This is a genomic window from Pantoea ananatis LMG 2665, from assembly GCF_000710035.2.
Lineage (GTDB): Bacteria > Pseudomonadota > Gammaproteobacteria > Enterobacterales > Enterobacteriaceae > Pantoea > Pantoea ananatis.
In genome coordinates this window covers 180,539-202,060 of the sequence record NZ_JMJJ01000006.1, presented here as the reverse complement: position 1 = coordinate 202,060, position 21,522 = coordinate 180,539, and the positions used below count along the sequence as shown (strand labels likewise).

At 54.0% G+C, this 21,522-nt stretch carries 21 protein-coding genes; 7 read left to right on the top strand and 14 right to left on the bottom strand.

Annotation, left to right across the window (positions count from 1 at the left end):
- Positions 1-58: 58 nt before the first annotated feature.
- Positions 59-589: a PadR family transcriptional regulator gene (locus tag EL29_RS14435; protein ID WP_013027112.1), complete on the top strand. Its 531-nt coding sequence runs from the start codon at positions 59-61 to the stop codon at positions 587-589.
- Between the two features lie 14 nt (positions 590-603).
- Here the strand turns inward: EL29_RS14435 and EL29_RS14430 are convergent, their stop codons facing one another.
- Positions 604-897: an Rdx family protein gene (locus tag EL29_RS14430; RefSeq protein WP_013027111.1), complete on the bottom strand. Its 294-nt coding sequence runs from the start codon at positions 895-897 to the stop codon at positions 604-606.
- Positions 898-1,512: 615 nt separating this feature from the next.
- A complete protein-coding gene (gene acuI / locus EL29_RS14425; RefSeq protein ID WP_028715774.1) occupies positions 1,513-2,496 on the bottom strand; it encodes an acrylyl-CoA reductase (NADPH) in 984 nt (327 codons plus the stop codon).
- A 612-nt stretch (positions 2,497-3,108) separates the two neighbouring features.
- On the opposite strand from acuI, the gene speC reads away from it, so the two are divergent.
- Positions 3,109-5,259 (top strand): ornithine decarboxylase, encoded by a 2,151-nt coding sequence (gene speC / locus EL29_RS14420; RefSeq protein WP_028715773.1) that lies wholly within the window; start codon positions 3,109-3,111, stop codon positions 5,257-5,259.
- An 890-nt stretch (positions 5,260-6,149) separates the two neighbouring features.
- Here the strand turns inward: speC and mltC are convergent.
- The 5 genes from mltC to EL29_RS14395 all read right to left on the bottom strand — a co-directional run bounded on the left by mltC (position 6,150) and on the right by EL29_RS14395 (position 11,727).
- The gene (gene mltC / locus EL29_RS14415; RefSeq protein WP_028715771.1) at positions 6,150-7,229 is read right to left on the bottom strand and encodes a membrane-bound lytic murein transglycosylase MltC; all 1,080 of its coding nucleotides are present in this window, start codon (positions 7,227-7,229) and stop codon (positions 6,150-6,152) included.
- Positions 7,230-7,282: 53 nt separating this feature from the next.
- Complete coding sequence (locus tag EL29_RS14410) at positions 7,283-7,555, bottom strand: oxidative damage protection protein (RefSeq protein ID WP_013027107.1); 273 nt, start codon at positions 7,553-7,555, stop codon at positions 7,283-7,285.
- Positions 7,555-8,640 (bottom strand): A/G-specific adenine glycosylase, encoded by a 1,086-nt coding sequence (gene mutY / locus EL29_RS14405; RefSeq protein ID WP_014605105.1) that lies wholly within the window; start codon positions 8,638-8,640, stop codon positions 7,555-7,557. The genes EL29_RS14410 and mutY overlap by 1 nt, the downstream gene beginning before the upstream one ends.
- A gap of 234 nt (positions 8,641-8,874) precedes the next feature.
- Positions 8,875-10,287, bottom strand: coding sequence for a melibiose:sodium transporter MelB (melB, locus tag EL29_RS14400; RefSeq protein WP_028715770.1), 1,413 nt, complete (start codon positions 10,285-10,287; stop codon positions 8,875-8,877).
- 84 nt (positions 10,288-10,371) lie between these two features.
- On the bottom strand, positions 10,372-11,727 hold the full coding sequence (locus EL29_RS14395; RefSeq protein ID WP_028715769.1) for an alpha-glucosidase/alpha-galactosidase: 1,356 nt from the start codon (positions 11,725-11,727) through the stop codon (positions 10,372-10,374).
- A 265-nt stretch (positions 11,728-11,992) separates the two neighbouring features.
- On the opposite strand from EL29_RS14395, the gene melR reads away from it, so the two are divergent.
- The 4 genes from melR to EL29_RS14375 all read left to right on the top strand — a co-directional run bounded on the left by melR (position 11,993) and on the right by EL29_RS14375 (position 14,928).
- The gene (gene melR, locus EL29_RS14390) at positions 11,993-12,925 is read left to right on the top strand and encodes a transcriptional regulator MelR (RefSeq protein WP_029569116.1); all 933 of its coding nucleotides are present in this window, start codon (positions 11,993-11,995) and stop codon (positions 12,923-12,925) included.
- A 198-nt stretch (positions 12,926-13,123) separates the two neighbouring features.
- Positions 13,124-13,843: a tRNA (guanosine(46)-N7)-methyltransferase TrmB gene (trmB, locus tag EL29_RS14385; protein ID WP_028715768.1), complete on the top strand. Its 720-nt coding sequence runs from the start codon at positions 13,124-13,126 to the stop codon at positions 13,841-13,843.
- Positions 13,843-14,169 carry a YggL family protein gene (locus EL29_RS14380; protein WP_013027101.1) on the top strand — a complete coding sequence of 109 codons (327 nt, stop codon included), beginning with the start codon at positions 13,843-13,845 and terminating at the stop codon, positions 14,167-14,169. Before trmB ends, EL29_RS14380 begins: the two co-directional genes overlap by 1 nt.
- Before the next feature lie 42 nt (positions 14,170-14,211).
- Positions 14,212-14,928 (top strand): YggN family protein, encoded by a 717-nt coding sequence (locus EL29_RS14375; protein WP_028715767.1) that lies wholly within the window; start codon positions 14,212-14,214, stop codon positions 14,926-14,928.
- 129 nt (positions 14,929-15,057) lie between these two features.
- Here the strand turns inward: EL29_RS14375 and ulaA are convergent, their stop codons facing one another.
- From ulaA to EL29_RS14360, 3 genes are read right to left on the bottom strand one after another with little or no spacing between them, the layout of a single operon-like run.
- Positions 15,058-16,434 (bottom strand): PTS ascorbate transporter subunit IIC, encoded by a 1,377-nt coding sequence (gene ulaA / locus EL29_RS14370; protein WP_013027099.1) that lies wholly within the window; start codon positions 16,432-16,434, stop codon positions 15,058-15,060.
- Between the two features lie 44 nt (positions 16,435-16,478).
- Positions 16,479-16,748, bottom strand: a complete 270-nt coding sequence (locus tag EL29_RS14365; protein WP_013027097.1) for a PTS sugar transporter subunit IIB — start codon at positions 16,746-16,748, stop codon at positions 16,479-16,481.
- A gap of 25 nt (positions 16,749-16,773) precedes the next feature.
- Positions 16,774-17,235, bottom strand: a complete 462-nt coding sequence (locus EL29_RS14360; protein WP_028715766.1) for a PTS sugar transporter subunit IIA — start codon at positions 17,233-17,235, stop codon at positions 16,774-16,776.
- A 466-nt stretch (positions 17,236-17,701) separates the two neighbouring features.
- Here EL29_RS14360 and EL29_RS14355 point away from each other — a divergent pair, with 466 nt between their 5' ends.
- On the top strand, positions 17,702-18,436 hold the full coding sequence (locus tag EL29_RS14355) for a GntR family transcriptional regulator (RefSeq protein WP_028715765.1): 735 nt from the start codon (positions 17,702-17,704) through the stop codon (positions 18,434-18,436).
- Between the two features lie 52 nt (positions 18,437-18,488).
- Here EL29_RS14355 and hemW read toward each other — a convergent pair whose 3' ends face one another.
- The 4 genes from hemW to EL29_RS14335 are packed head-to-tail and all read right to left on the bottom strand — an operon-like array spanning position 18,489 to position 21,510.
- Positions 18,489-19,628 carry a radical SAM family heme chaperone HemW gene (gene hemW / locus EL29_RS14350; RefSeq protein ID WP_014594517.1) on the bottom strand — a complete coding sequence of 380 codons (1,140 nt, stop codon included), beginning with the start codon at positions 19,626-19,628 and terminating at the stop codon, positions 18,489-18,491.
- Positions 19,621-20,214, bottom strand: coding sequence for an XTP/dITP diphosphatase (locus EL29_RS14345; protein WP_019104766.1), 594 nt, complete (start codon positions 20,212-20,214; stop codon positions 19,621-19,623). The genes hemW and EL29_RS14345 overlap by 8 nt, the downstream gene beginning before the upstream one ends.
- A 21-nt stretch (positions 20,215-20,235) precedes the next feature.
- Positions 20,236-20,790, bottom strand: a complete 555-nt coding sequence (locus tag EL29_RS14340; protein WP_014594515.1) for a YggT family protein — start codon at positions 20,788-20,790, stop codon at positions 20,236-20,238.
- Positions 20,791-20,802: 12 nt separating this feature from the next.
- A complete protein-coding gene (locus EL29_RS14335; protein WP_028715764.1) occupies positions 20,803-21,510 on the bottom strand; it encodes a YggS family pyridoxal phosphate-dependent enzyme in 708 nt (235 codons plus the stop codon).
- Positions 21,511-21,522: the final 12 nt, after the last annotated feature.

The window sequence follows — 21,522 nt, the reverse complement described above, 5'->3', positions numbered from 1 at the left end:
TTGAATTTCGCCTGATGGCCCACTACCATCAGGCTCTTTCCACTGACTCAGGCAGATAATGAAAATGGATTCGGCACGTTCAGGGCAAGATAACCGCGATGCGCCCTGCAGTGGACGGCGCAAGCGCCGTGAGAAAATGCTGGATGCCAGCGAGATCCGTCTGCTGATGCTGCATTTTATCTCGCAGCGCGCGACACATGGCTATGAGCTGATTAAATGCATTGAAGACCTGTCAAAGGGCGAGTATTCGCCCAGTCCAGGCATCATTTACCCGAATCTGACATGGCTGGAGGAGATGGGGGCTATTCACATCAGTGACCCTCAGGCTGCACGTAAGGCTTACGTGCTCACCGAAACGGGGCAGGCCATGCTAAAGCACGATGCACAGCCGCTGTCAGGTCTCATCGACCGGTTATCGTCTTTGGCAGTGCTGGTCAACAACCGCAGCATTCCTGAAATTGAGCAGGCGATCGATCATTTTAAAACTGCCCTGAACACGCGTCTGGCGCAGCAGGACATTACCGATGAAACCCGGCAAACAATCGTCGCTGCTCTGATGACTGCGGCAGAGGATATCAGCCGCAGTTAATCTGACGTGGACGATCAGCTGTCGTCCGATCGGTTTTTATCGATATGCCCTAGCGAACGCTCCGGAAAACAAATATCCCTTACCCGCTGCTTGAGTGCCTGAGCATCCGGGAATCCGCCATCGCGCTTGCGCTCCCACAGCAGATGTTCATCCAGGGTGATTTCAAATACGCCGCCGGTGCCGGGACGCAACGTCACGCTGGCGAGATCCTGTGCGAAGGTCTGTAACAGTTCCTGTGCCATCCACGCGGAGCGCAGCAGCCAGTTACATTGGGTACAATAGTGAATGACGACCACGGGTTTTTGCATCTTTCCCTCTCTTTATCATTAATTAACGCTCAGGCCAGCAGGGGCCGCAAGCATGCCGGCCGGGCTTTTCGCATGGGTTTTCTGTTTTCTTTATACGTTGCTAACCCTGACGCGAATCCTCACCCGTGGCAGACAGCAGCGCAAACCTTACCGCATCGCTGGCCGAAACGGTACCGGTGTGCCCCTGCGTTTATTCTGATAAAACATCAAATTAGCGGCGCCGGAACCGACAGCGAAGGTGCCGGGGTAAGGCTGCCTGACGTGAGTGGGAAGCCCTGAAAAAAAAGATGGCGGTAAGTCAGGAGGCCCTCTGTAAGATGCCTCGGGACGCTCAGGACGCTCAGGACGCTCGGGATGCTAAGGATGCTCAGGACGCTCAGGTAAGCCCGTGAGCCAGGCTTGTCAGCAATAATGCGGGCCTGCGGGCGGGCAAGATAGCCCGCCCGCAGGCTCATTCTGGACGAGCCGGGCATTGCCAGCAGGTGAAGTTATCGCCCGCTGGCAGCACTTTCCCGGCAAGCCAGAAGTGGTAAGGGAAGGGGCGAGCGGGGCAATTCAGGAACTAAGCGAATGACTGATGCGCCCGCCTTCGTCGCCCCAAGCGGAAGGCGAACGTTAAGCGCAGTCAACCACCAGACGGCCCCGAACTTTGCCATCCAGCAGATCCTGTGCGCCCTGGTGCACGTCACGCAATGGAATAACCGTTGTGATCTGGTTCAGTAACGCGTCATCCAGAAGCTGTCCCAGCCGCTGCCAGGCCTTCTGGCGCAGCGGTTTAGGGCACATCACGCTGTCTACGCCAGCCAGTGTCACACCGCGCAGAATGAAGGGCGCGACACTACCGGGCAGATCCAGGCCTTGTGCCATACCACAGGCCGCGACCACGCCGTCACACTGGGTGCCGGCCAGCACGTTGCTCAGCGTATGGCTACCGACGCTGTCGATGGCGGCGGCCCAGCGCTCTTTCCCGAGGGGTTTACCCGGTTGAGCCAGCTCGTCGCGATCTATCACTTCGGCTGCGCCCAGGGTGGTTTTTAAATAGTCTTCATCGCTGGCTCGCCCGCTGGAGGCGATGACGTTATAGCCCAGTTTTGCCAGCAGAGAGACGCTGAAGCTGCCAACGCCTCCGCTGGCCCCGGTCACCAAAACCGGGCCGCTGGCAGGCGTAATGCCTTGTTTTTCGAGTGCCAGCACGCACAGCATGGCGGTAAAGCCCGCCGTTCCGATGGCCATGGTATTCAACGGGGTTAGCGTTTCAGGCACGGCTACCAGCCAGTCGCCAGACACGCAGGCTTTCTGAGCCAGCCCGCCCCAGTGTTTTTCCCCGACGCCCCAGCCGGTGAGCAGCGCCGCATCGCCTTGTTTCCAGTCGGGATGGCGACTTGCTGTGACCCGTCCCACGAAGTCAATGCCCGGCACCATTGGAAACTGGCGCACAATCGGCCCTTTATTGCAGATGGCCAGCGCGTCTTTATAGTTGAGGGTGGAATAGCTGACGTCGAGGGTGACGTCTTCATCGGGTAATTGTGTTTCGGAGAGTTCTTTTAGCTGAGAGCGGTAACCTTGTTCGTCCTTATCAATGACCATTGCCTTAAACATGTATCCTCCGTCAGGCGTAAGAATAATCAGGCAAGTTTACGCCCGATGCGTCGATTAGGGTAGGGCACTGGCCCGACAAGTGCGAGGCTTGCCGCAAACCTGAGGCATTTCCGTGGCGATTTCAGTGGCAATGAGGGAGCGACTGCCAGCGTGCTGAAAAATGCATAATTGCGCATAAATAACAGAAACTTAAGCGGTTATTCACTGGTGTATCATTATAAGGCTTTGATATTTAATGTTTTTATATTTTGCATTTATTGACCTGATATTTAAAGTTGTCGGGTTGTTCCTGCGGATAAAAAATGACATTATGACGGCCACTTTTTTCTCGCCACCGCCCGATAACAGAGGACGCTGCCATGTCCGGTTCAATGTGCAACTGCACGTGTCCCCACTCGCCTGAATTCGCGCGCGATCTGTTCTTCGTCATGTCAGTTACACACACATCGTTCACTATGCGGTGAGGCCAACCGGGCCGCTGCTGTTGGACATGAGTAAGGACTACTCTTTACTGATGTCTATCGGTTTATCGCGTCAGACATTATTCGCCGGGGAAATTTCCCCATTGCCGTGCCTCAGGCACCCACTCCCTGACTGTTAGGGATTTGTGTTATGACACCACTGAAAATTGCTGCCAGCGCTGCTGTTGCGCCTAACCTGACCTTGAATACTGCGCGCGACGTGGTCACGCTGGATAATACTGATTTTACCGATGTGGCGGCTGTTGTCGTCTCGCTGGCTGATACGCGCAGTGGCGTGCTGGCGTTGTTACGCCACACGGGTTTTAATTTACCGGTGTTCGTTGCTAATGCCTTTGAAGAAGAGGTGATGCACCTGCCCGGCGTGACCGGCGAACTGAATGGCGAGCCGCAGGACTGGGTAGCGCTGGAAGCGGCGGCTCAGGCTTATGAAGCCGCGCTGCTGCCCCCGTTTTTTGAAACGCTGACCCGCTATGTTGATATGCAGAACAGTACCTTTGCCTGTCCGGGCCATCAGGGCGGCGCATTTTTCAAAAAGCACCCAGCGGGTAAGCAATTTTTTGATTTCTATGGCGAGAACGTTTTTCGTTCGGACATGTGTAACGCTGACGTCAAGCTGGGCGACCTGCTGATTCACGAGGGGTCGGCTAAGCATGCGCAAAAGTTTGCCGCCAAAGTGTTTAACGCGGATAAAACCTACTTTGTGTTAAATGGCACGTCAAGCGCGAACAAAGTGGTCACCAATGCGTTGCTGACGCGCGGTGATTTAGTGCTTTTTGACCGCAATAATCACAAGTCCAACCATCATGGTGCGCTGATTCAGGCGGGCGCGACGCCGGTTTACCTTGAAGCGGCCCGTAATCCGTTTGGCTTCATCGGCGGCATTGATGCGCACTGTTTCGATGATGGCTACCTGCGCGAACAGATCAAGAAAGTGGCGCCTGAAAGGGCTAACGAGGCGCGTCCCTTCCGGCTGGCGATTATCCAGTTGGGCACCTACGACGGCACGGTATACAACGCGCGGCAGGTGGTGGATCGCATTGGGCATCTGTGTGACTATATTCTGTTTGACTCGGCCTGGCTGGGCTATGAGCAGTTTATTCCGCTGATGGAAGGCTGTTCTCCACTGACGCTGGAGTTGAACGAAAACGATCCCGGCATTTTTGTTACCCAGTCAGTGCACAAGCAGCTGGCGGGCTTTTCGCAGACCTCGCAGATCCACAAGAAAGATAACCATATTCGTGGGCAAAAGCGTTTCTGCCCGCATAAGCGCCTGAATAACGCGTTCATGCTGCACGCTTCAACCAGCCCGTTCTATCCGCTGTTTGCCGCGCTGGATATTAACGCCAAAATGCATCAGGGCGAGGCGGGACGCCGCATGTGGGATGAGTGCGTGATGCTGGGGATCGAGGCACGTAAAGCGATCTTTGATCGTTGTGACATGATCCTGCCTTTCGTGCCGGAAAGGGTAAACGGGCAACGCTGGCAGGATGCACCAACGGAATCGATCGCTCGCGATCTGCAGTATTTCAGCTTTGAACCCAACGCTAAATGGCACGGTTTTGCCGGATACGATCGCGATCAGTACCGTGTCGATCCCTGCAAGTTGTTGCTGACCACCCCAGGCATTGACGCAGCCAGCGGTGAATATGCTGAGTTTGGCATCCCGGCGACCATTCTGGCGAATTACCTGCGTGAAAACGGCATCGTGCCGGAAAAATGCGATCTCAATTCTATTCTGTTCCTGCTGACTCCAGCCGAAAGTCCGGAAAAAATGGCGATGCTGGTGGCGATGCTGGCGCAGTTCGAGCAGCATGTAAAAGACGATACGCTGCTGGCCGAAGTGTTGCCGACGCTGTACCGCAAAAACGCTAAACGCTATGCGGGTTATACCTTGCGCCGTCTGTGTCAGGAGATGCACGACCTGTACGTAAGCTATAACGTAAAAGACCTGCAGCGCATGATGTTCCGCGAGCAGGGGCTGCCGCAGGTTAAGGTGAACCCACAGGATGCGCATCAGGCTTACATTCGTGGCGAAGTCGAACTGGTACCTATTGCAACGGCAGAAGGTCGCATCGCGGCGGAAGGCGCTCTGCCTTATCCACCGGGCGTCCTTTGTGTGGTTCCGGGCGAAACATGGGGCGGGGCGGTACAGCGCTATTTTCTGGCGCTGGAAGCGGGCATCAATCAACTGCCCGGTTTTTCGCCGGAGCTGCAAGGGGTTTACACCGAGGAAGGCGCTGACGGACGTAAGTATCTGGTGGCGAATATGATGGTGCAATGAGTTTGAGTTATGCCTGGGCGGCGGCTTATCACCAGAATTTCGGCGGATGGCCTGTCATCAGGCGCTGAGAAAGTTTCGCTCGCCAGGCGGCAGGGAGTTTCAGTTTGCCCCTGCGGGCGACCGACAAGGGGCCGCCAGCCGCCGCGGCCCCTTGACCCCGGGCTCCCGTCCTGCCCACCCGCCGCTGCGCGGTCCCTTCGCTGCTTCAGGATTTCTGCCGGACCGCCAGGACGCGCCATCCCTGGCGCGGCCCGGCTCTCGCCGACGTCCTGTCGGCTCATCCGGAAATCCCTCATCCGCTCAGCGGTCGGGAAGGCCGCCCAAAACCCCCGCTTCGATATCTGTAGTAAAACAAACCGCGTTGCCGCTTCAGATGCAGGAAAAGCCTTCTGGCTCATTACGGTTCATCTGTTTCTGTTTCTTCAGGCTTTCCAGTCTTCAGTTCTGATCGCACATGTTAACAACAGGCGAAGCCAGTCTTCCGGGAAAACATTCGATCTTACAGGCGTGGGTTTTCAGGAGGCATCCGGAGCGCTGAGGAAAGAATGGAGGCCAGGGCGGAGCGGCAGGGATGCCGCGCAGAGGACGGCTGCGCCAGGGAAGGCGCATCCGGCCGGCCCGTCAGGCCGCAGTGAGTGACGAAGGTACAGCGGCGGCTGCCGGACGCCGGGATTGTTAAGGGGCTGGCGTAAGCCCCTTAACACGTCCGCCTGCATGGGCAGGCTGAAACTGCCCATCTCCTGGCGGGCGGAACCTTATCAGAGGCAGAGGACAGAACCCCATCGCCTGGCGGGCGGAACCCTCTCAGAGCCAGAGGGCAGAACCCCAGCGCCTTGCGCGCAAAAACCTCTCTGCGCCAGCAATCCCCCGCCAGGGGAAACCCTTCGCCATCAATACCGATGGTAGCTCCGCTGCGCCGAGCTCACCTTATACAAATAACGCCGCGATTCCGCAGACGGATGCTGCTTAGACAGCGTCTGATAAACCTGACTGGGTGACATGCCGTTAATGATATTGACCGCACGATCCTTATCGCTGGAGAACACGCGCAGCACGCTGCCTGCACCGCCGTTATAGGCGGTAATGACCGCGTAGCGACGCGACAGCGGATCCTGAATGCCTGCCAGATAGCTGCGCTGCAGCAATGACAGGTAAGCCGTACCGGCATCAATGTTGTTCTCGGGATCCAGCAGGTAGCTGCGGCTTGGTTTGCCCCATTTACCCTTCATACGGAATACATCGACGCCCGCGGTATGCTGTACCACCTGCATTAAACCCAGTGCGTCAGAATGGCTGACGGCGTAGGGGTTAAAACTGGATTCGGTCTGCATAATCGCGAGGATCAGAGACGCATCAACACCATATTGCTCAGCAGCCTTGCGCACCATCGGCAGATATTTATGCGCACGCTTATCAAGATGGTTAGGCACCATCGGGATGGTAACCGAGTAGATTACATGCAGACCAGAATTGCGACGCTGCAATTTATTCGCAATTAAATAGTCCGCAAACGCCTGAGCGCGACCCTGCCAGCGGATGGCCTGCCCGGTGTTATCCAGTACCTGACCATACAGCAGCGGTTCTTTACTGATTTGGATATCGTTGACATCAGAATAAAGATCGACATTGCCCGGATCGTCGCCGATCAGCAAGGTGGTCACGATCGCCTGACGCAGGCTGGCAGCGGGATCGGTACCGGAAATGGTCTCAATCGTGATGTTACCGCTTTCAAAGTTGATATGGCTGCGGGTGTAATAGTTGTCGGTGTATTTGACGTAGTCTTTCGGTCCGGCAATCAGAACCTCATTGATACCCCAGATGTTCTCAATGTTATGGGCGAACTGCCCCATCAGGATGTCAAATCCGTTGGTGTCCTTCACCCACTCTTCTGAATAGGTCGGGTTCTTTTTGCCGGAACAGGAAACTAAAAGGGGTGCAATCACCAGCAGGGCTATCAGCTTTTTATTCATCTAAAATACATGCCTGACCTGGAAAACGGCCCCAGTACTGAGGCCAAAAAAAGTTATGCTTCGGGTGGCGTATAGCCTTCAATATGAACGTCTTTGCCTTCGAACAGGAAGTTAATCATTTCCTTTTCCAGCACTTTGCGATCTTCGGGGTTCATCATGTTGAGTTTTTTCTCGTTGATCAGCATCGTCTGCTTAGCCATCCATTGCTGCCAGGCTTCTTTCGAGATTTCATTGTAAATGCGTTTTCCCAGATCGCCAGGGTAGAGTTGGAAATCTTGCCCTTCAGCATCACGTTGTAAAAAAGTACAAAAAATAGTGCGGCTCATTATTCTTCCTCGTTAATCTCACAGCTGCCTAAAGGCAACTGCTGGGGATGGCGCAGTTCGTGCAAAAGACGCTCTACAGGTGCGGCTAATCCCACAGGCGGCGGCAGCGTTAAGTTATACCAGAGACCGCCAGCTTCATCCATTAATGCCCCGGCAGAAGGCCATGACAGCCACATTGGGACAATATCCAGATGGAAATGGCTAAAGGTATGACGAAATGCCGTAAGCTGCTGGGGTTTGGCGTGAATGCCGCGCGCATGCAGCCAGTCGGTCATCGCCTCTTCACTGGTGAATTGCGGGAAGCAAAATAAACCGCCCCACAGGCCCACCGGCGGGCGCTGCTCCAGCCAGACCTTGTCGCCATGTTGCATCATCAAAAACCAACCGCTGCGTTCCGGCAACGTCTGCTTCGGCTTTTTACCCGGATAGCTGGCCCAGCTGTTGTTAGCCCTTGCTTCGCATCCGCTGTTGAGCGGGCAGATGTCGCATTTTGGTCTGGATCGCGTGCACACCATGGCACCCAGATCCATCATCGCCTGGTTAAACTGGCTGACGCCTTGAGCAGGCGTGACCTCTTCGCTGATTTGCCAGAGCCGCTTTTCCACATCCTTCTTACCCGGCCAGCCGCCTACCGCGTAGCAACGCGCTAAAACCCGTTTAACGTTGCCATCGAGAATAGGGAAATGCAGACCCAGCGACAGAGATAAAATCGCGCCAGCGGTGGATCGGCCAACGCCGGGTAAAGCGGCGACCTCATCATAGTGGCGGGGAAACTCACCGCCATGAAGGTCCACCACCTGTTTTGCCGCTTTATGCAGGTTGCGCGCACGGGCGTAATAGCCCAGACCGGTCCAGAGATGTAGCACCTCATCCAGGGGCGCGGCGGCCAGATCGCTGACGTCAGGAAACCGCGCCATGAAGCGCTCAAAATAGGGGATAACCGTGGCAACCTGAGTTTGCTGCAACATGACTTCGGACAGCCACACCTTGTAGGGTGTTTTTTCCAGCTGCCACGGCAGGGTTTTGCGGCCAAAGCGCTGATACCAGTCCAGCACCTGTTGCGCGAACTGCGGGGCTTGCATCATAAAAAGGATATTTCCGTGATTACGCGATATTCGGGCAGGAATTCCAGCATAAGCGCCAGTGAGAGTAAACCGGAAGATTGAAAAGGCCTGTTTCATACCGGCCTGTCTGTCCCGTGCGGCAGCGTCGTGCCGGGCCTGACAATATCAGGAGCCGCCGGGAGACAGTAGCAGGCCAGACGATGTGAATCCGGCCCGCGACATCTTTCACAGAAGCCTGCAAAGGGCTTTTACTGGTCAGACGTTGATCTTGTCTTGCATCCTGAGCGGGAGGGTTTCTGGCTCCTGCGGTTTACGGTATTTATCGAGCAGATGGATCTGGATTTTCCGCAGCATATCGCCGTTCAGCTTATAGAAGCGGAAATAGAGCAGTAGCGTCAGCATAAAAAACACAGCCGGCAGCGCAATCATAATAAATTGCATGCCTACAAGGGTTTCCTGCGACTGTACGATATTGGGCATATAGCCAATCATGCCCAGCACCACGGCGATAAAGAAAGCGGCAAAGGCGGAGCCGCCTTTCACCACCATCGTCTGCACTGAATAGGCGATGCTCTCGCAGCGCACGTGCAGCTTGTATTCGCCGTAATCAACGGTGTCCGCCACCATAATGACCTGGAGCACCCAGAAAAGCGCGGTACCGGTGTTTAACAGGATGCCGGCCACCACAATCAGCAGCGTTGAGTGATAGCCTGCCAGTGCCATAGCGAACAGCACGCCACAGCTCAGTATCGGCAGCGCGGACGCGCCCGCCCACAGAATGCGGCGCGACAGGATGTTTACCAGTTTCGGGAACAGGATTAACGTGACGAGGTTTGCCGCGCCTGCATAAGAGAGGTAGTAGGGAAACAGCCCGGCATCGCCGATGACGTAGGTGAAATAGTAAATGGCAAAGCCGGTAATGATGTTAGCCGCGATGTTGTAAGCCAGCGCCATTCCCAGCAGGCAGGAAAGCTGATCGTTACGGTAAATGAGGGCAACAATGGCTTTTAGCCCCAGGCGGTCACTGCCTGAGGTTTCGTCGCGGGTGGACGAATAGACTTCATGCACGTTTCGCAGCGTGACTAACATGGAGACGATAAAAAAGGCGATTAACACCAGGGTAAACATCTGGAAGCCTAAGCCACGATTGTCGCCGCCAACATAACTGACAAAGGGCAGGGCCAGGCCTGCGGTAACAAACCCGGCAAGGCTGGCGAAAAAGCGTGGCCAGGGAACCAGCTGTTCACGTTCGCGCTTGTCCAGCGTGATGGTAGGCACCAGCGACCAGAACGGAATATCCATAATGGTGTAGGTCATGCCCCACAAGATATACGTCACACAGACATAAATAACCTGCGTGGTGCCTTCAAACAGATGGGCGCTAAACAACAGGAACAGCACCAGCGAGTTTGCCAGCGTGCCTGCAAAAATCCAGGGTTTGAATTTCCCCCAGCGCGATCGCGTGGCATTTACGATCCAGCCCATGATCGGATCGTTTATTGCGTCCCAGATCCTGGCCACTAAAAACAGCGTACCGACGAGGCTAACCGATAAACCTACCACGTCGGTGTAGTAATACATCAGGTACATATAAACAATGCCAATAGCAAAATCTTTCCCAAATGCGCCGAATCCATAGCTGAGTTTTGTCGTTATTGAAATGCTCATCGGGTACCGGGACGCTGTTGCCAGCGCCCGCCTTCTGTTAAGGAATAGAGCCGCAGCCGGACAGCACGCCCGGAGACACAGGCATTATTTGTGCAGCCAGGCGGGCAGCCAGTCCCCGTGTTCGGCGATCAGCTCATCCACCAGCGCATAAATCTCCTCGATGCCCAGCACCGCCGCCGTATGGGGATCCAGCATGGCCGCGTGGTAAACCCGGTCAGGGTTTTCGGTCAGGATGGCTTCGGTCAGCAGCGTCTGCACGTTGATATTGGTTTGCATCATGGCTGCCAGATGTGAGGGCAGGGTTCCCACCTTCGTAGGCTGAATCCCGTTGGCGTCCACCAGGCAGGCGACCTCAACACAGCATCCCTGCGGCAGGTTGTCGATTAATGCATCGTTACGCACGTTGCCGTAAATCACGGCCGGTTCACCTGTCCAGATGGCATTCATAATGGCGCTGGCATATTCGCGCGAGGGTTTGCTTTCAATACGCTCAGCGCGCTTGTAATGTTCAAGCTCGGTACGCCAGTTATCCAACTGCTCGACGCAGCGTTTGGGATACTCATCCAGCGGGATCTGGTAGCGCGCAATCAGATCCTCTCGTCCCGGCTTGATAAACCAGGGCGTATATTCTGCAAAATGTTCTGAAGACTCGGTGACGAAATAGCCCAGTTTTTTGAACATCTCATAGCGCACAATGTTGGGACAGCGCGTATTGCCATGCATGTTGGGTTTCGGTACCTGCCCGGCGTCAAAAGCGGCAAGCAGTTCCGGGTAGAGATTCACGTAAGCCCCGTCTGCAGTTTTACGCTCCAGCTCCAGGTAAAAGGCCATGTGGTTGATGCCGGCAGAGCGGTAACGTAAATCGGCCGGGTTAAGATTGAGATCGTAAGCCAGCTCTTCCGCCGTTCCCTGAACGGAATGGCACAGGCCAACCTGTTTGATATGCGGATAACGCGCGTACATCGCCCAGGTGTTCATCGCCATGGGGTTAACGTAATTAAGCATGGTGGCATCAGGACATACTGCCGTCATGTCGTCACAAATCTGCCAGAGGTGCGGGATGGTGCGCAGCGCACGCATGATGCCGCCCGGGCCAAGCGTGTCGGCGATGGTCTGCTCAAGACCGTAACGCTTACACACCGCAAAATCAGTGAGGGTACAGGGTTCATAGCCGCCTATCTGAAACGCGACCACAACAAAGTCGGCATCCGCTAATGCCGCTTTCTGGTCGGTGTGGCAGGTGATTCTTCCGGCCGCACCAGCCGAACTCATCAGCTTACTGACCACGGTAAAGGACTCTTCAAGCCGGGTCGCATCAATATCCATCAACGCGATATGGGCGGATTTCAGCGCATCGCGGTGAAAGACATCGCCAAGGATATTTTTGACGAAAATAGTGGAACCCGCGCCAATAAAGGTAATTTTGGGTGCAGACATCAGGACGCTCCATTGCAAGGTTGGATAACGCCAGAATGTCACGCCATTCATCGAGAAACTTCCGCCTTACGGAACGAGCATTCCCACAAACTCAGATCTGATGCTGGCGGCGAGCAGATCTGAGTTTTCGGGACAAATTTGCACGGAAAGAAGAGTATCTGGTGTGCTAACAGGCGAAAACGTCATGCTGACCGCGCATTTCTCGCCTCTGAGACTGGCCTGAGCCGTTCAGATATGGCAGGGTTCTGATAATTCAGGAGAGGGAATGATGATTATGCAGCCTGTCGTACCACTTCCGCCCGACCCGCATATGTGCAGCAGCGATGAAAAGCAGACCCGCAGCCCGCTGTCGCTCTATTCTGAATATCAGCGCATGGATATCGAACTGCGTCCGCCGCTGGCCATGACCACCAGCCACTGGCACGGTCAGGTTGAGGTGAATGTGCCCTTTGACGGTGACGTGGAGTACCTCATTAATAACGAGGTCGTTCAGATCAAGCAGGGTTACATCACCCTGTTTTGGGCCTGTACGCCACATCAACTCACCCGTCCCGGACGCTGCCAGAACATGGCTATTCTGAACCTGCCGATGCATCTGTTTTTGTCCTGGCCGCTCGACAGGGAGTTAATCAATCATGTTACCCACGGCATGGTGATTAAATCTGTGGCGAAGCAGCAGCTCAGCGCGTTTGAAGTGCAGCGCTGGCAGCAGGAGCTGAACAGTCCCGACGAACAGATTCGCCAGCTTGCCGTTGATGAAATTGGTCTGATGCTTAAGCGCTTTAGTTTGTCGGGATGGCAGCCGGTGCTGGTGAACAAAACGTCGCGTACGCACAAGAACAGCGTTTCGCGTCATGCTCAGTTTTATGTCAGCCAGATGCTGGAGTTTATCGCAGATAACTACGATCAGGCTTTAACCATCAATGACGTGGCCGAACACGTTAAACTTAATGCGAATTATGCGATGGGCATTTTTCAGCGCGTGATGCAGCTGACGCTAAAACAGTACATCACGGCCATGCGGATCAATCATGTCAGGGCGCTTCTGAGCGATACCGATATCACCGTTCTGGATGTGGCGCTGACGGCCGGTTTCCGCTCCAGCAGCCGTTTTTACAGCACGTTTGCCAGGTATGTTGGCATGTCTCCTCAGCAGTACCGCAAGCTGAGCCAGCAGCGGCGGCAGACAATGTCTTTATAAGTTTCCGATAGCGTTGGCCGTCTTTGCCTGCAGGCTGGCATCATAACAAGGAAATTTTTGCGGTTTACTCTACACTCAGGCAGGAAATTGCGCTTCAGGGCACGCAGGAATAAAGCAGAACGTGGCAAAGGCTTGCTTCTGCTTTTGAACTTTGCATAATGCCCGTTTCCCAGAACAGGCAAACCAGCAGGCTTCAACATGATTAATGATGTCATCACCCCGGAATTTGATGAGAATGGACGCCCGTTGCGTCGGATTCGCAGTTTTGTGCGCCGCCAGGGCCGCTTAACCAAAGGCCAGCAGTTGGCGCTGGATAACTACTGGCCAGAGATGGGTGTTGAATATCAGCCTGATCCCGTAGATTTGCCCGCGCTGTTTGGCCGCGAAGCCCCGGTAACGCTGGAGATCGGCTTTGGCATGGGGGCCTCGCTGGTGACCATGGCGAAAAACACTCCCCACCAAAACTTCCTGGGAATTGAAGTGCACGCGCCAGGCGTAGGTGCCTGCCTGGCCTCGGCGAAAGAAGCCGACGTCAGCAATCTGCGCGTGATGTGCCATGATGCGGTTGAAGTGCTGGAAAAGATGATCCCTGATAACTCACTGCGCATGGTTCAGCTGTTCTTTCCCGATCCGTGGCACAAAGCCCGTCACAATAAACGCCGTATCGTGCAGGTGCCTTTCGCCGAGTTGGTGATGCGTAAGCTCAAGCTGGGTGGCGTATTCCATATGGCAACCGACTGGGAAGCTTATGCAGAACATATGCTTGAGGTCATGAGCAGCATCGCAGGTTATCGTAACCTGTCTGAAGACAGCACCTATGTGCCGCGTCCTGAAACGCGTCCATTGACAAAATTTGAGCAGCGCGGGCAGCGTTTAGGCCATGGCGTATGGGATTTAATGTTTGAGAGGGTGAAATAATGGCCACACAACGCAGCCGCCGTTTACGTAAAAAATTACATATCGATGAATTCCAGGAACTGGGCTTTTCCGTGGCCTGGCGTTTTCCTGAAGGCACGTCTGAAAGTGACATCGACGAAACCCTGAACCAGTTCATCAACGAAGCGATCGATCCTAATGGTCTGGCTTACGATGGCAGCGGTTACCTGGCGTGGGAAGGGCTGATTTGCCTGCAGCAAACCGGTAAATGCACCGATGAGCATCGTGAGCTCGTGCGCAAGTGGCTGGAAGACCGCAAGCTGCAGGATGTGAAAGTTACCGAACTCTTTGACGTCTGGTGGGACTAAGTTACCAGCAGTGTCGCTTTCACACCCAGACAGGGAGATTGTATGATTCGTAACGCGCTGGTCGTCGGCCTTTTACTGGCGGCAACGCAGGCCCAGGCCGCCTGGGAGTGCAGTGTCAAACCGCAGGATGATGTTGTGATTACGCCACAAAGCGTGCAGGTGGTGGGCGCAAATGGCAATCTGCAGATATCGACGCTGGGGGATGTGCAGTTCAACGGTCAGAAGATGGCCCTGAACGCCGCTAATCGTCAGAAGGCGATTGATTATCAAAATGCCTTACGCCGCGATCTTCCCTGGATCGATAACGGAGCAACATCCCGTCTGGAGAAAGGGCGTGCCGCGCTGGATAACATCATTACTCAGCAGGTTGGCGAATCCAGCCGGTTACATAGCCGACTGGCTACGCTGAATACGCAGTTAAAAACCCAGATGAACCGTATTATTGAGCATCGCAGCGATGGTTTAACCTTCCATCATCAGGCGATCGATCAGGTGCGTGCCGATGGTCAACAGCTGGTTAATCAGGCGATGGGCGGTATTCTGCAGGACAGCATCAATGAGATGGGCAGCAAGGCGATGTCCAACGGTGGCGGTAGCGGTTTGCAGGGCTTGATGGGCAATCTTGGCGGCCTGCAAAACGCCATTCAGAGCGAGTGGAACAATCAGGAAGCCGATTTCCAGCAGTTTGGCAAAGCGGTTTGTAACCGGGTGATTTCGCTTGAGAATGACCGTAAAGCCCTGGTCGGTTCGCTGAAATAGTGCTTTTCAGACGGCCTGCGCCGCCTGGTCGTCTGCCTTTCATCCTGAACGTCACGCCGCCACGGGCTGGCGTTTTTCTGCTTTAGCACGTTGTTGAAAAAAGGGGCTGGAGTCAGCCCCTGATGCCTGTCAATCGTTGTTGGCCTCTTTGACGACCGTTTTGCTACGGGCGACATAGTTATAGATAACCAGCAGGGCAAAAATTCCAGTGATCACCATGGTAATGGTCCCTTTATCAAGGAATCTGGCCATATTCCCCAACAGAATCCCCGTGACGCCGAAGTCGGTGTCTGAGAAGGTGGTATTCGTCAGACCGATGGCGCCCAGGACAGGCAATAAGGCGACCGGGAGGAAGGTAATCAGAATACCGTGGGCAAAGGCACCTAACATGGCCCCGCGTTTCCCGCCGGTAGCATTACCAAAAACGCCTGCGGTTGCGCCGCAGAAAAAGTGCGGTACCACGCCAGGCAGAATTAATATCCAGTGCAGCTGTCCCAGAATAAACAGCCCGACCAGGCCGCCGATAAAGCTGGAAATAAAACCGACCAGAACGGCGTTAGGCGCATAGGGGAACACAATCGGGCAGTCGAGTGCCGGACGCGCGCTTGGCACCAACTTCTCTGAAAACCCGGTAAACGCCGGCACAATTTCGGCCAGAATCAAACGCACGCCCTGGAGGATAATAAAAACACCGGCAGCGAAGGTAATGGCCTGCACAAAGGAGTACACCAGATAGTTTTGCCCGTGGCTGAACTGACTCTCCACGTATTCTCTGCCTGCCGAAATGGACAAAATAAAATAGATGACCATCATCGTCAGGGAAATAGAGATGGTGCTGTCACGCAAAAAACTCAGGTTTTTTGGCATGTTCATCTCTTCGGTGGATTTAGAACCTTTGCCCACCAAAGAACCTATCCAGCCCGACAGGACATAGCCAACCGTACCGGTGTGCGCCAGCGCGACCTGATCGTGCCCAATGATTTTACGCATGTAGGGCTGCGCCAGTGCCGGGAAAAAGGCCATTAACATGCCCAGCGTCAGCGAGCCGGTATAAATAAGCTGCACGCCCTCGAAACCCGCCACCGAAAGAATAATCGCGATCATGCAGGCCATATAAAAAGTGACATGACCAGAGAGGTAGATATATTTCAGACGCGTAAAGCGGGCGACGGTAATATTGGCCACCATGCCGAAGGCCATAATCAGCGTCGTGGGCGCACCATACTTCGCCAGGGCGATAGAAACCATCGCCTCGTTATTGGGAATAATGCCCTGGACGTTGAACGCGTGTTTGAAAATATCCCCCAGCGGCGTCAGCGATCCCACTAACACCGTGGCACCGCCTGCCAGTACTAAAAAACCCAGTATGGTTTTTACCGTACCCTTTATCACATCCGGCAGCGGTTTACGTTGCGCTATCAGACCGAACATGGCGACCAGCCCGACCAGAATAGAGGGGACTTTCAGCACGTCGACAACTACCAGTAAAAGGTTTTGTATAAACATAATAACCTCAGCGGTAAGTGTTCTTTTTTAAGTGGGTGACAGGGTTATTTATTGAAGTAGTCGCGAATTTTCTGCTCAACTTCCTTCAGGTCGATAATGTTATTGATAATGATGACTTTTTCCGGTGGCAGGTTAGCGCTGTAGGCGATGTCTTTTGCCATCACGAACACATCTGCCACGTCTGGCGTGACCGAACCGAGATCGGCGTGTTCAACGTCTGCTGTCATATCCATCGCTTTAAGCACTTTTTTGATGTTCATTTCCATCATGAAGCTGCTTCCCAGGCCTGAACCACAAACTGCCATAATTTTCATAAAAACCTCTTTTAATTTTAACGAGTTAACGGGATATGCTGTCTGCTAACAACAGGGCACAGAGTGCGTGTTGGCTTTGTGCCTGATAAACGCGTTCCATCACGTCGTCATCGGTAAGCACCTCAGCCAGCTGGGAGATCATCTCAATGTGGCTGTTGCTGTCAGGGGCGGAGAACATAAAAAGGATATCGACAGGATCATTCTCTCCTGCATCAAAGGTGACCGGGTTAGCCAGCTTGACTACGGATAATCCCAACTTTTTGGCACCCTGCTCAGGGCGGGCATGCGGCATGGCAATGCGCGGCGCAATAACGAAATAGGGACCGGTTTCCTGTTTGAGGCGGATGATGGTGTCAATGTAATCCTGTGAAATCTCCCCCTCATTAAGAAGAGGATCGCCCGCGACCTGAATCGCGGCTTTCCAGTCGGATACGCGCTCAATATATTGAATTTTTTCAGCATTCAGCCATTGGGTCAGATTCGGCATACAATGTCCTGGATAAAAGGTTAGGCAAAAAAGTCAGCCAGCTGGCTTCCAGAATTCATCAAGCTGTACAGTCATCTTTCTCTGTTTATCCCTGCGGCCTTGTCTTTTTTATTTCATCTGACAAAACCACTCACGACAGAGGAATAAACGAAAATGACATTAACTTACTCTAAAACAAGATATTAATTTAAGTTGCACTCGTCAGTTCTGACAAATTGCTGTTGCAAAAACCGGCTTGTACGTATAGACATGTTTAAGCTGTCTAGTCATCTTGATGATGCACCTCGACCTGTACAGATACAATATGCAAGAATCATTTCTGGCGGGGCGCGTGGGGTTTGAGTGCAAAATCGTTAGCTGGATCACATCTGGATCTTTGCTCACGGGCACGTCGTGACGAAAACCGGGCCTGCAGGGTTTGCTGTAGGGCACCGCAGGCACGGGCACACTATTCGGGAATATGCTGATGTTCGATGGCATTACAGAGAAGCAAAAAGAGGTAGTCGACTATATCCTGACAAAGATCATGCAGGATGGACTGCTGCCGGGCGATAAGCTGGACACGGAAATCGCGATTGCTAAGAACATTGGTATTACCCGGGCGACGGTGCGGGAAGCCACCCGCATTCTTATTGAGCAACAGCGTATTTATCGGGTGAAAGGCTCCGGGCTGTTCGTGGGGTCCATCGGCAAGAGTAATCACTCAGGCCGGTTTCATGCGCTTTCCCCGTTTGATTATCAGGCACACAAAAAAGGGCATAATGCGGTCAGAAAGGTGCTGACTGCCAGCATCATTAAAGTGCCCGGGCCGGATATGGCGCAGGCTTTACGCATCAAGAACAGTGACCAGATTTACAAAATTGTTCGTCTGATGTGTTTTGATGACATCCCCGTTGCGCTGGAATATATCCACCTGCCTGTCAGCCTGTTTAGCAGCATGGAGTTTGGACGACTGGAGATCTCAAAATATTCGTACATTGAACAGATCACCGGCAAGAAAATTCAGCGTCGCGATCAGCAACTGAATGCCATCAATGTTACCGATGGTGAGCAGCTCAGACTATTGAATTTTAATGCGAATGAGGCGGCGCTGGAGATCAACGAAACCGTCTATCTGGATGATGGCATGCCCTGTGAGGTCAACATCGCCATTATTAATACGAAGCTGTTACAACTGAGACAGAATACCGAACGCGGTTGATGTTCGCGCAAACGGCCCGGTCGCTTTAGTGATGCTTCCGGGCCAGAATGCACTAGGCTTCCGCTAAAAACAGCTCCAGCAACGAGTTCAGAAACAGTTTCCCTTTCTCTGTAATCTGCCAGTGTTCCGGCGATTCAGTGATGTAACCTGCGGCAATGGCCTCGTCGAGCTGTGGGCGAATCAGCGTTTCATGCAGCCCGGTATAGCGGCTAAAGTCTGCACGCGGCGCGGCCTCCAGCAGACGAAAACGGTTCATGAAGAACTCAAAAGGCTTATCCTCGTCTGCAACGTCGTACTGCTTATCAAGATAATTGCCCTTCATAAAGCCACGCGGATGGCGCACTTTTACGGTACGGACAATACGGCCATCTGGCTGAGTCAGTTTGCCATGCGCACCACAACCAATGCCCAGATAATCGCCAAAGCGCCAGTAGTTCAGGTTGTGCTCACAGCGGTAGCCCGGTTTAGCATAGGCCGAGGTTTCGTATTGCTCATAACCTGCCGCAGTCAGCAACTGGTGGCCCTGCTCAAAAATATCCCATAGCGCATCATCATCTGGCAGGGTTGGCGGGCGAGAGCCAAACAGCGTATTGGGCTCAATCGTCAGCTGATACCAGGAGAGATGCGGCGGGTTGAGCGCAATCGCCTGGCGCAAATCATCCAGCGCCTCGGCCAGCGACTGATCGGGCAGGCCGTGCATCAGGTCAAGGTTGAAGCTGCGCAGCCCTAAACCCTGTGCCAGTGCTGCGGCACGCTTCGCTTCTTCCGGTCCGTGGATACGGCCCAGACGTTCCAGTTTCTGCGGGCTGAAGCTCTGGACACCAATCGAGATTCGGTTAATACCGGCGCGTTGATAGGCGCTGAAGCGATCCGCTTCCACCGTGCCCGGATTGGCTTCCATCGTGACTTCAGCATCGGCTGTTAGCGTCAGCCGCTCGCGTACGCCATCCATCAACATCTGCATGGCGCTGCTGCTTAACAGGCTTGGCGTCCCGCCGCCAATAAAGATCGTGCGAACCTCACGACCCTGAATCAGCGGCAGGTCGTGTTCAAGATCGCGCAGCAGGTGCTGCACATACTCAACGTGCGGCACCTCATCCTTTAATGCGTGAGAATTAAAATCGCAGTAGGGGCATTTCTGTACACACCAGGGAATGTGGATGTACAAACTCAGAGGCGGTAAATCAGGCATTACGCATCGCTTCCAGTAACAGCGTCAATGCTTTACCACGATGAGAGACTTTTCCTTTCTCTGCCTTAGTCAGTTCGGCTGCAGTTTTACCCAGTGCCGGAACCCAGAACACCGGATCGTAACCAAAGCCACCTTCACCGGCTGCCGTTCGGGTAATTTCCCCTTCCCAGGCACCGTGGAAGACCAGCGGCGTTGGGTCGGCAGCATGACGTAGATAAACCAGCACGCAGTGAAACTGCGCCTGACGTTGTCCGTCAGGCGTGTTTTCCAGAGCCTGAAGCAGCTTTTCCAGATTCTGCTGGTCGCTGGCGTCTTCACCAGCATAGCGGGCTGAGTAAATCCCGGGCGCGCCACCCAGCGCATTCACGGCCAGGCCAGAGTCATCTGCGATAGCCGGCAGGCCGGTCACCTGCGCGGCATGGCGCGCTTTCAGGATGGCATTTTCAATAAAGGTCAGGCCGGTTTCCTCGGCGGATTCCACGCCAAGTTCGGTTTGCGCCACGACATCCAGACCAAAGTCAGCGAGCAGATCCGCCAGCTCACGTACTTTGCCGGGATTGCCGGTGGCAAGAACAACTTTTTGCATAACAGTTCCAGTTTGATTCATTTACAGCAAATACCAGAGACCCGGGAACAGATCCATGCCAAGGAAATTCAGGGCATACAGCACCAGAATCACGATCATGGCTGAGAAGTCGATGCCGCCCATGGCAGGAAGAATACGACGAATCGGCGCCATTAACGGCTCGGTCAACTGAATCAGCACATAGTCCATCGGGCCGCGGCCCTGACTGATCCAGCTCATCAGGGAGCGAATGATAATGACCCAGAACACCAGATAACCTGCAGATTTCAACAGCGACAGCAGGCCAACCAGCAAATTCGTGGGATCGACAGAGAACACGCCGACCTGAATCAGCAGCAGAAGGGGATATTTAAGCGTTGTCAGCACAAAGGCCAACAGCAGGGAGGCCGTATCTATCGGACCCAGAGCCGGAAGGATACGACGCAGGGGTTTTACAATCGGCTGGGTAATCTTCACGACAAACTGCGCAAGCGGGTTATAAAAATCACAACGTGACCACTGCATCCAGATGCGCAGCAGCAGCACCATGACGTAGAGATCGATTAGCGTTTTTACTAAAAACGTCATTGTTAACATGAAGTTCCTCAATTATTGTTGTGAAGGTTGTGTGTAATCTCGCGCGCCAAAAATGGCGGTGCCAATGCGCACCATCGTACTGCCAGCGGCAATTGCCGCCTCCATGTCATCGCTCATCCCAAGGGAAAGCGTATCAACGTCGCTATACTGCTGTTTGAGCTGGTCAAAAGCATCCGCCATTTGCTGGCATACCGCCAGCTGTCGCTGATAATCTTCTTCGGGTGCCGGAATCGCCATCAGCCCGCGCAAACGCAAACGCGGCATCGTCAGGATATCCTGAGCCAGTCCGGCAACCGCCTCCAGCATGATGCCAGATTTGCTGTTTTCATCACTGATATTTACCTGGATTAAGACATTGAGCGGCGGCAGATGTTCAGGCCGCTGATCGTTAAGACGCTGTGCGATCTTCTGACGATCGACCGTATGACACCAGGCAAAGTGTTCAGCGACCAGGCGGCTTTTATTGGACTGCAGCGGGCCAATGAAGTGCCAGGTCAAGGCAGGATGTGAGGTCAGTGACAGAATCTTTTCAACCCCTTCCTGAACGTAATTCTCACCAAAATCGATCTGTCCCGCCGCTGCGGCTTCTTCGACCGCGCTCGCAGGCTTTGTTTTGCTCACTGCAAGTAGCGTAATTTCTTCTGGCGACCGGCCGCAACGGGTTGCAGCAGCAGCGATTCGCTGACGGACTTGCTGTAAGTTGTGCTGGATTGAAGTCATAGTCTGGAGATC

Coding starts and splice junctions, on each gene's coding strand:
- EL29_RS14355 (WP_028715765.1), top strand. CDS start 17,702: ATGTTCGATGGCATTACAGAGAAGCAAAAAGAGGTAGTCGACTATATC.
- EL29_RS14335 (WP_028715764.1), bottom strand. CDS start 21,510: ATGACTTCAATCCAGCACAACTTACAGCAAGTCCGTCAGCGAATCGCT.
- EL29_RS14380 (WP_013027101.1), top strand. CDS start 13,843: ATGGCCACACAACGCAGCCGCCGTTTACGTAAAAAATTACATATCGAT.
- melB (WP_028715770.1), bottom strand. CDS start 10,287: ATGAGCATTTCAATAACGACAAAACTCAGCTATGGATTCGGCGCATTT.
- ulaA (WP_013027099.1), bottom strand. CDS start 16,434: ATGTTTATACAAAACCTTTTACTGGTAGTTGTCGACGTGCTGAAAGTC.
- EL29_RS14430 (WP_013027111.1), bottom strand. CDS start 897: ATGCAAAAACCCGTGGTCGTCATTCACTATTGTACCCAATGTAACTGG.
- melR (WP_029569116.1), top strand. CDS start 11,993: ATGATTATGCAGCCTGTCGTACCACTTCCGCCCGACCCGCATATGTGC.
- mltC (WP_028715771.1), bottom strand. CDS start 7,229: ATGAATAAAAAGCTGATAGCCCTGCTGGTGATTGCACCCCTTTTAGTT.
- EL29_RS14410 (WP_013027107.1), bottom strand. CDS start 7,555: ATGAGCCGCACTATTTTTTGTACTTTTTTACAACGTGATGCTGAAGGG.
- EL29_RS14375 (WP_028715767.1), top strand. CDS start 14,212: ATGATTCGTAACGCGCTGGTCGTCGGCCTTTTACTGGCGGCAACGCAG.
- EL29_RS14345 (WP_019104766.1), bottom strand. CDS start 20,214: ATGCAAAAAGTTGTTCTTGCCACCGGCAATCCCGGCAAAGTACGTGAG.
- speC (WP_028715773.1), top strand. CDS start 3,109: ATGACACCACTGAAAATTGCTGCCAGCGCTGCTGTTGCGCCTAACCTG.
- EL29_RS14340 (WP_014594515.1), bottom strand. CDS start 20,790: ATGTTAACAATGACGTTTTTAGTAAAAACGCTAATCGATCTCTACGTC.
- acuI (WP_028715774.1), bottom strand. CDS start 2,496: ATGTTTAAGGCAATGGTCATTGATAAGGACGAACAAGGTTACCGCTCT.
- trmB (WP_028715768.1), top strand. CDS start 13,124: ATGATTAATGATGTCATCACCCCGGAATTTGATGAGAATGGACGCCCG.
- EL29_RS14435 (WP_013027112.1), top strand. CDS start 59: ATGAAAATGGATTCGGCACGTTCAGGGCAAGATAACCGCGATGCGCCC.
- EL29_RS14365 (WP_013027097.1), bottom strand. CDS start 16,748: ATGAAAATTATGGCAGTTTGTGGTTCAGGCCTGGGAAGCAGCTTCATG.
- mutY (WP_014605105.1), bottom strand. CDS start 8,640: ATGATGCAAGCCCCGCAGTTCGCGCAACAGGTGCTGGACTGGTATCAG.
- hemW (WP_014594517.1), bottom strand. CDS start 19,628: ATGCCTGATTTACCGCCTCTGAGTTTGTACATCCACATTCCCTGGTGT.
- EL29_RS14360 (WP_028715766.1), bottom strand. CDS start 17,235: ATGCCGAATCTGACCCAATGGCTGAATGCTGAAAAAATTCAATATATT.